The sequence below is a fragment of the Paracraurococcus ruber genome, assembly GCF_004353985.1.
In the GTDB taxonomy this organism is placed as follows: domain Bacteria; phylum Pseudomonadota; class Alphaproteobacteria; order Acetobacterales; family Acetobacteraceae; genus Paracraurococcus; species Paracraurococcus ruber.
In genome coordinates this window covers 1-6,540 of the sequence record NZ_SMOA01000282.1, presented here as the reverse complement: position 1 = coordinate 6,540, position 6,540 = coordinate 1, and the positions used below count along the sequence as shown (strand labels likewise).

Below are 6,540 nucleotides of genomic sequence, written 5' to 3'. Positions count from 1 at the left end.
AAGCCCGCGGCGATGCCGGCGCCGCCGAACCCGGCCGCGCCCCGCCCGCTGCCGGCCCGGGCCACCGCGACGCGGCCGCCTGTGGCGCCGACCGGCCGCATTGCCGAATCCGGCCATTCCATCATCGCCGCGAAGCCGGCCAGCCCCGCGCCGACCGTATCCGCCCAGCCCGGCCTGGCCGAGGCGCAGGCGCCGCTCGTCGTGCCCGCCCCCATCCCGCCCGTCAGCGCCCCCGGCGCCCCGGCACGGCGGGAGGGACCTCCCTCACCTCCTCCGAGACAGCCTGCAAAGCCAGTGGAATTCAAGACCGGCGACCATGTCGTCTACCCGACCCATGGGGTCGGGACCGTTCAGGGCATCGAGACGATGTCCGCCGCGGGACACTCACTCCAGGTCATCGTGGTGACCTTCGACGAGAACCGGATGACGCTGCGCGTGCCGGTCAACAAGGCGGCCTCCTCGGGGCTGCGCAAGCTCGCCACCGACGGGGCGATGACGGAGGCTCTGGATACCCTGAAGGGCAAGGCCCGGATCAAGCGGACCATGTGGTCGCGCCGCGCCCAGGAATACGAGGCGAAGATCAACTCGGGCGATCCCGTGCAGATCGCCGAGGTGGTGCGCGACCTGCACCGCAATGCCGGGCAGCCGGACCAGTCCTTCTCCGAACGGCAGATCTACGAACAGGCGATGGACCGGCTGGCGGCGGAACTGGCCGCCATCGACCGCACCGACAAGGCCGCGGCGACCGAGAAGCTGCTGCAGCACCTGAAGCAGGGCTGACGCCCCAGGCCAGGACGGCGCCGCGCGGCCTTGGTCGCGCGGCGCATCTTTCTTGCCCGGCCTATCCAAGCCCCGCCAGCCGCAGCAGCCACAGCGCGGCGACACCGGCGAGGATGGACAGCGCCAGGCGCCGCAAGGCGGCCTGCACCAGCAGCACCACCGCGCCCGCCGCCATGGCCGGCCAACCCGCCGCGGCCAGTGCCGGCGCCAGGAAGGCGACGAAGATGCAGCCCGGCAGGTGCTGCAGCATCCCCTGGACGAAGGGGGGCGGCCGGATCACGCGCAGCACGGCATAGCCGCCGGCACGGCAGAGATAGCTCGCCAGCGCCATGCCGATGATGGCGGCCAGGACATCCCAGCGCAGGGTCATGCCTGACGCCTGCCGTCCCGCCAGGCACCGAAGCCGGCGCCGGCGAAGGCCCCGGCCAGCACCGGCCAGGGTGCGCCCAGCCCCGCCCCCTGCACTGCCAGCGCCACCGCCCCGGCCAGGATCCAGGGCTGCAGATCCGCCCGCCCGCGCCAGAGCTGCACGAGGATGGCGAGCACCGCCGCGGTGGAGGCGAAGAACACCGGATGCGCCGCCGGCAGGCGCAGCGCATTGCCGAACAGATGGCCCACCGCGCACATCGCCATCCAGTTCAGCCACATGCCGAAGCCCGCGCCGAACAGGAAGCCGACATCGCGCCGGCCCGCCCGCAGTTCGGCGATGGCGAGCGCGAAGGCATTGTCCACCAGCAGCGCCAGCGTGCCCCACAGCCGCAGGCCCCGCGTCCGGTCCAGCACCGGCGCCAGCGCCGCGCCCATCGGCAGCAGGCGCAGGTTGATCACCAGGCAGGCCAGCGTCGCGCCCAGCACGGGGGCCGGGTCGGACCAGAGCTGCAACGCGACAAGCTGCGACGTGCCGGCGAAGACCAGCCCGCTCATCAGCAGGGTCTCGAGCAGGGAGAGCCCGACCTGGTCGGAAGTCATCCCCACCACCAGGCCGAAGGGCGACAGGCCGAGCGTGATGGCCATGGCGGCCTTCAGGCCGCGCCGGATGCCGTTCCGCGTGAAGCCGCCCGCATGATCCACCACACACCCTGAAGAGTCGGGGGGACGGTATTCCCCCCGCGCCCCCCCTTCTATTTCTCTGAGCCTCTGTTCACGCCCGCAGCGTGGCGCCGGTTGCCTTCGCAACCGCGGCCACGATCCTCTCGGCCACCGCCTCGATCTGCGCGTCGGTCAGCGTCGCCTCGCGTGGCTGCAACGTCACCTGGATGGCGAGGCTGACCTTTCCCGCCGGCAGCTTGTCGCCGGCATAGCGATCGAACAGCGCGACATCCGCCACCAGCGCCTTGTCGGCGCCGCGGGCGGCGCGCAGCACCTGCTCGGCGGCGATGCCGGCATCCACCAGGAAGGCGAAGTCGCGCCGCAGCGGCTGGAAGGCGGGCAGGTCCGGGGCACCCTTCTTCCGCCGCTTCGGCTCGGGGATGGCATCGAGGAAGACCTCGAAGCCGACCGCCGGCCCGGCAAGGTCGAGCGCGGCGCGCACCTTCGGGTGGATCTCCCCGAAGGTGGCGAGCACCGTCTTCGGCCCCTGGCGCAGCACGCCGCTGCGGCCGGGGTGGTAGAAGCCCGGCGCGTCGGTGGTGACGGTCACCGCGGCCATCGGCACGCCCAGCGCCTGCAGCACCGCCAGGGCATCGCCCTTGGCATCCATGGCGTCCACCGCGCGGGCGGGTTCCGCCCAGTGCCGCGGCGTATGGCCGGCGCGGATGCCGGCCGCCACCGCCACCTGCCCCTCCGGCGAGGGGTCGCGGTAGGCGGCGCCAAGCTCGGCCAACGCCACATCCGGCCAGCCGCGCGCCGCGTTGCGCGCCGCCGCCAACAGCAGGCTGGCGACCGGCGTCGGCCGCATCTGGTCGAGATCGGCGGCGATCGGGTTCGCCAGCCGCAGAAGCTCAGGCGTGTCGCCGAACAGCGCGGCCGACTTCTGCTCCAGGAAGCCGAAGCTCACGCAGTCCAGCATGCCGCGCGCCGCCAGCACGCGCCGCGCCAGCGCCGCGCGCGCCTGCTTCGGGGTGAGGGAGGGCGGCGGGACGATGCCGGCGACGGGCAGCGAGACCGGCGGGACGGTGTCGAGGCCGCGGATCCGCAGCACCTCCTCCACCAGGTCGGCCTCCGCCTCGGTCGCGGCGCAGCCCTCCGCCGCGGCGCGGGCGCGGGCCTCCGGCAGGGACGCGTCTTGGTCCAGGTGGATCGGCGCCGCGATGTCGTTGCGCCAGGACGGCACCGCGACCGTCACGCCGGCCGCGTCGCGCGCCTGCACGGCGAAGCCCAGGCGTTCCAGGATGCCCACGGCGTCGTCGGGCGGCACCTCGGCGCCGCCGAGGCCGGCGAGGCGTTCGAAGCGCAGCCTGGCGCTGCGCTGCCAGGCCGGCGGCGTGCCGGCGCTCACCACCGCGCTCGCCTCGCCGCCGCACAATTCCTGCATCGTCCAGGTGGCGAGGTCGAGGGCATGCGCCGGCAGCGCCGGGTCCACCCCGCGCTCGAACCGCGCCCGTGCATCGGTGCGGACATCATGCCGCCGGCCCGAGCGCGCGATGCGGACGGGGTCGAACAGCGCGCATTCGATGAAGACCTCGGTGGTGGTCTCGTCGCAGCCGGAATGCTCGCCGCCGATGATGCCGCCCAGCGCCTCCGGCCCCGCGGCATCGGCGATGATGCCGTCCTCCTCCGTCAGGGCGTAGGTCTTGCCGTTCAGCGCCAGCAGGCTCTCGCCCGGCCGGGCCATGCGCATGGTCAGCGTGTTGCCCTTCACCTTCGCCACGTCGAAGACATGCAGCGGCCGGCCGAGGCCGTAGGTGTAGAGGTTGGTCACGTCCACCAGCGCGTTGATCGGGCGCAGGCCGATGGCGGTCAGCAAATCCTGCAGCCATTTTGGCGAGGGGCCGTTCTTCACGCCGCGGATGGCGCGGCCGAGGACGTAGTCGCAGGCGCGGCTGTCGGCGATCTCCCAGCGCAGCGGCGAGGGGTAGACGCTGTCGATCTTGGGCTCGACCAGCGGCTTAAGGCGCCCGAGGCCGGCGGCGGCCAGGTCGCGTGCGATGCCCTGCACCGAGAGCGCGTCGCCGCGGTTGGGCGTGACGCTGATCTCGACGATCGGGTCGTCGAGGCCGGCATATCTGACATAGCTCTCGCCGAGCGGCGCATCCGCCGGCAGGTCGACGATACCGGAGTGGTCGTCGCCCAGGCCCATCTCGCGCGCCGAGAGCATCATCGCCTCCGACGCCACGCCGCGGATCTCGCCCTTCTTCAGGGTGATGCCGGTGCCGGGGATGAAGGCGCCGGGCAGCGCCAGCACGCCCTTCATCCCGGCGCGCGCATTGGGCGCGCCGCAGACCACGGACAGGAGGGTGCCGTCGCCCGGGTCGACCTTCAGCGCCCGCAGGCGGTCGGCATTCGGGTGCTGCACCGCCTCCACCACATGGGCGATGCGGAAGCCGGCGAGCGCGGCGCCGCGATCCTCCACGCCTTCGACCTCCAGGCCGATGCGGTTGAGCGCGGCGAGGATGTCGTCGAGCGGCGCCTCCGTCTCGAGATGCGCCTTCAGCCAGGAGAGGGTGAATTTCATCGATCTATGCCCTCAAACGCCGGGCGGCCGCATCCGCGGCCTTGGCTTTCGCGCGACTTCGCGCGGCGCCCATTCGGGCGCTCGGCCCGTGACCGGGCCGCATCATACGCCCTCCGCCAGCGACGGGGGCGAGAGCGGGTCGGCGGCCCAGTGGCGCAGCCAGCGCATGTCGCTTTCGTAGAAGGGCCGCAGGTCGGGCATGCCGTGCTTCAGCATGGTGATGCGCTCGATCCCCATGCCGAAGGCGAAGCCCTGCCATTCCCGCGGGTCGATCCCGCAATTGGCCAGCACGCGCGGATGCACCATGCCGCTGCCGAGGATCTCCAGCCAGTCGCCGCCTTTGCCCAACTCGCCCGTCCTGCGGTTCCAGCCGATATCCACCTCCATGCTGGGCTCGGTGAAGGGGAAGTAGCTGGCGCGGAAGCGTACCGGCAGGTCGCCGATGCCGAAGAAGGCGCGCAGGAAGTCGATCAGGCAGCCCTTGAGATGGCCGAGGGTGATGCCGCGGTCGATCACCAGCCCTTCCACCTGGTGGAACATGGGGGAATGCGTGGCGTCGTGGTCGGCGCGCCAGGTGCGGCCGGGGCAGATGACGCGGATCGGCGGCGCCTGGGTCAGCATGGTCCGCGCCTGCACCGGGGAGGTATGGGTGCGCAGCACCGGCCGCCGCGCGTTCGCGCCGGGCGGGGCGGGCAGGTAGAAGGTGTCGTGGTCCTGCCGCGCCGGGTGGTGTTCCGGGATGTTGAGCGCGGAGAAATTCAGCCAGTCGCTCTCGATATCCGGCCCCTCCGCCACGCTGAAGCCCTGGGCGCCGAACAGCGCGACCAGTTCCTCGATCGTCCGGCTGATGGGGTGGATGCCGCCCGCCTCCGGCCCCGCCGGCGGGTGCGGGCGGGGCGGCAGGGTGACGTCCAGCCGCTCCGCCGCCAGGCGGGCTTCCAGCGCCGCATCCTCCAGCGCCGCCCGGCGGGACTCGATCCGGCCTTCCAGCACCTGCTTCAGCCGGTTCAGCGCCGCGCCGCGGTCCTTCCGCTGCTCCGCCGGGACCTTGCCGAGTTCCTTCAGCAGCGCGGTCAGCCTTCCGCTCTTGCCCAGGGTGCCGACGCGCACCGCGTCCCAGGCGCGCAGGTCGGCGGCGGCGTCCAGCGCGGCGGCGGTCTCCGCCTCCAGCGCGGCGAGGTCGTCACCCGACGGGGTCGTGTCGCTCATGGTTCCTCGGTCCCGGATAAGCAAAGGGCCGCACCCTGCCGGGAGCGGCCCCTGTCTGCATCGGACGTCCCGGTGCGGGAAGCGTCAGGCGGCGGCCTTGGCCGCCGGGCGGGCAGCGCGGGCCTTCTCGACCAGCGCCGCGAAGCTCGCCGGGTCGTCGAAGGCGATGGCCGCCATCACCTTGCGGTCCAGCACGATGCCGGCCGCCTTCATGCCGGCGATGAACTGGGAATAGGTCATCCCGTGTTCGCGGGTGGCGGCATTGATCCGCTGGATCCACAGGCCGCGGAAGTCGCGCTTCTTGTTGCGGCGGTCGCGATAGGCGTATTGCAGCGCCTTCTCGACCCGCTGCAGCGCGATCCGGTAGCTGGTGGAGGACCGGCCGACATATCCCTTGGCGAGCTTGAGGACCTTCTTGTGACGGGCGTGTGCGGTAACGCCGCGCTTCACACGTGCCATGGTTCAGTCTCCCCGCTTACCGGACCAGCCCGTAGGGCGCCCACTGCATGACGGTCAGGCCGTCCTGGTGGCGCAGCACCTGGGTGCCGGTGTTCTGCCGCTTCACCTTGGCGGAGCGGTTGCGGAGCATGTGGCGCTTCTTCCCCGGGCCAGCCAGCACCTTGCCGGTGGCGGTGGTCTTGAAGCGCTTCTTCACCGAAGACTTCGTCTTCATCTTGGGCATTTCGGACCTCCTGCGGTCGGGGGCGCCGTCCCCGAGGGGAAGGCGCGGGAACGCGGCCGGGCATGCCCACACAGGCACCGGCGCGCGAGGGAGGGCGGCGTATAGCGATGCCGCCCGGCACTGTCCAGCGCCATGGCTCAGCGGCGGGGCGCGAGGTCCCAGCCGGTGATGAAGCTGCGCCGGGCGAAGCAGGCGGGCGCGCGGCGCGCCGGCTCCGCCACCCACGGCACCGGCGCCGCCGTCCAGGGCTCCGCCG

Annotated in this window: 8 protein-coding genes; 1 reads left to right on the top strand and 7 read right to left on the bottom strand. The window is 72.6% G+C overall.

Annotated elements, in window-relative coordinates; all coding sequences use genetic code 11:
• A partial coding sequence (locus tag E2C05_RS34855; RefSeq protein ID WP_240046911.1) for a hypothetical protein occupies positions 1 to 215 on the bottom strand: 215 nt, incomplete at its 3' end.
• Between the two features lie 79 nt (positions 216 to 294).
• On the opposite strand from E2C05_RS34855, the gene E2C05_RS34850 reads away from it, so the two are divergent.
• On the top strand, positions 295 to 780 hold the full coding sequence (locus tag E2C05_RS34850; protein ID WP_200306312.1) for a CarD family transcriptional regulator: 486 nt from the start codon (positions 295 to 297) through the stop codon (positions 778 to 780).
• Positions 781 to 841: 61 nt separating this feature from the next.
• Here the strand turns inward: E2C05_RS34850 and E2C05_RS26975 are convergent, their stop codons facing one another.
• The 6 genes from E2C05_RS26975 to rpmI form a co-directional block, all read right to left on the bottom strand.
• Positions 842 to 1,150, bottom strand: coding sequence for an AzlD family protein (locus E2C05_RS26975; protein ID WP_240046910.1), 309 nt, complete (start codon positions 1,148 to 1,150; stop codon positions 842 to 844).
• Positions 1,147 to 1,794 (bottom strand): AzlC family ABC transporter permease, encoded by a 648-nt coding sequence (locus tag E2C05_RS26970; RefSeq protein WP_133222745.1) that lies wholly within the window; start codon positions 1,792 to 1,794, stop codon positions 1,147 to 1,149. The genes E2C05_RS26975 and E2C05_RS26970 overlap by 4 nt, the downstream gene beginning before the upstream one ends.
• Positions 1,795 to 1,921: 127 nt before the next feature.
• Positions 1,922 to 4,393, bottom strand: a complete 2,472-nt coding sequence (gene pheT, locus E2C05_RS26965; RefSeq protein ID WP_133222744.1) for a phenylalanine--tRNA ligase subunit beta — start codon at positions 4,391 to 4,393, stop codon at positions 1,922 to 1,924.
• 102 nt (positions 4,394 to 4,495) lie between these two features.
• Positions 4,496 to 5,602 (bottom strand): phenylalanine--tRNA ligase subunit alpha, encoded by a 1,107-nt coding sequence (gene pheS / locus E2C05_RS26960; RefSeq protein WP_133222743.1) that lies wholly within the window; start codon positions 5,600 to 5,602, stop codon positions 4,496 to 4,498.
• A gap of 84 nt (positions 5,603 to 5,686) precedes the next feature.
• Entirely contained in the window at positions 5,687 to 6,061 is a 375-nt protein-coding gene (rplT, locus tag E2C05_RS26955; protein WP_133222742.1) for a 50S ribosomal protein L20, read from the bottom strand.
• 16 nt (positions 6,062 to 6,077) lie between these two features.
• Complete coding sequence (gene rpmI, locus E2C05_RS26950) at positions 6,078 to 6,284, bottom strand: 50S ribosomal protein L35 (RefSeq protein ID WP_133222741.1); 207 nt, start codon at positions 6,282 to 6,284, stop codon at positions 6,078 to 6,080.
• Between the last annotated feature and the right edge of the window lie 256 nt (positions 6,285 to 6,540).